General features: G+C 51.4%; 5 tRNA genes. All 5 read left to right on the forward strand.

Annotated elements, in window-relative coordinates:
* Nucleotides 1-10 precede the first annotated feature (10 nt).
* The 5 genes from DS745_RS04330 (at nucleotide 11) to DS745_RS04350 (ending at nucleotide 482) form a co-directional block, all read left to right on the forward strand.
* Nucleotides 11-85, forward strand: a tRNA-Gln gene (locus tag DS745_RS04330).
* A gap of 7 nt (nucleotides 86-92) precedes the next feature.
* Nucleotides 93-167: transfer RNA gene (locus DS745_RS04335), tRNA-Gly, on the forward strand.
* Nucleotides 168-201: 34 nt separating this feature from the next.
* Nucleotides 202-276 (forward strand) — tRNA-Cys (locus tag DS745_RS04340).
* A 26-nt stretch (nucleotides 277-302) separates the two neighbouring features.
* Nucleotides 303-388 (forward strand) — tRNA-Leu (locus DS745_RS04345).
* 20 nt (nucleotides 389-408) lie between these two features.
* Nucleotides 409-482: transfer RNA gene (locus DS745_RS04350), tRNA-Arg, on the forward strand.
* Nucleotides 483-533 lie beyond the last annotated feature (51 nt).

Genomic DNA, 533 nt, shown 5'->3' on the forward strand with positions numbered 1-533 from the left:
TTTTAGATCTTGGGCTATAGCCAAGCGGTAAGGCAACGGACTTTGACTCCGTCATTCTCTGGTTCGAATCCAGATAGCCCAGCCATTTATATGCGGAAGTAGTTCAGTGGTAGAACACCACCTTGCCAAGGTGGGGGTCGCGAGTTCGAGCCTCGTCTTCCGCTCCAGAAAGCTTTTAATCTTATATCGAGCATAAACCTTGGCGGCATAGCCAAGTGGTAAGGCACGGGTCTGCAAAACCCTTATCCCCCGGTTCGAATCCGGGTGCCGCCTCCAAGAGCTCATATAAGTCTTTTCGTTATGCCGGGGTGGTGGAATTGGCAGACACACAGGACTTAAAATCCTGCGGTAGGTGACTATCGTGCCGGTTCAAGTCCGGCCCTCGGTACTTTATTAATAATTTAATATGCGCCCTTAGCTCAGCTGGATAGAGTGTTTGACTACGAATCAAAAGGTCGGGAGTTCGAATCTCTCAGGGCGCACTCTCGGGAAGTGGCTCAGCTTGGTAGAGCACCTGGTTTGGGACCAGGGGG

The sequence above is a fragment of the Anaerobacillus alkaliphilus genome (assembly GCF_004116265.1).
Lineage (GTDB): Bacteria > Bacillota > Bacilli > Bacillales > Anaerobacillaceae > Anaerobacillus > Anaerobacillus alkaliphilus.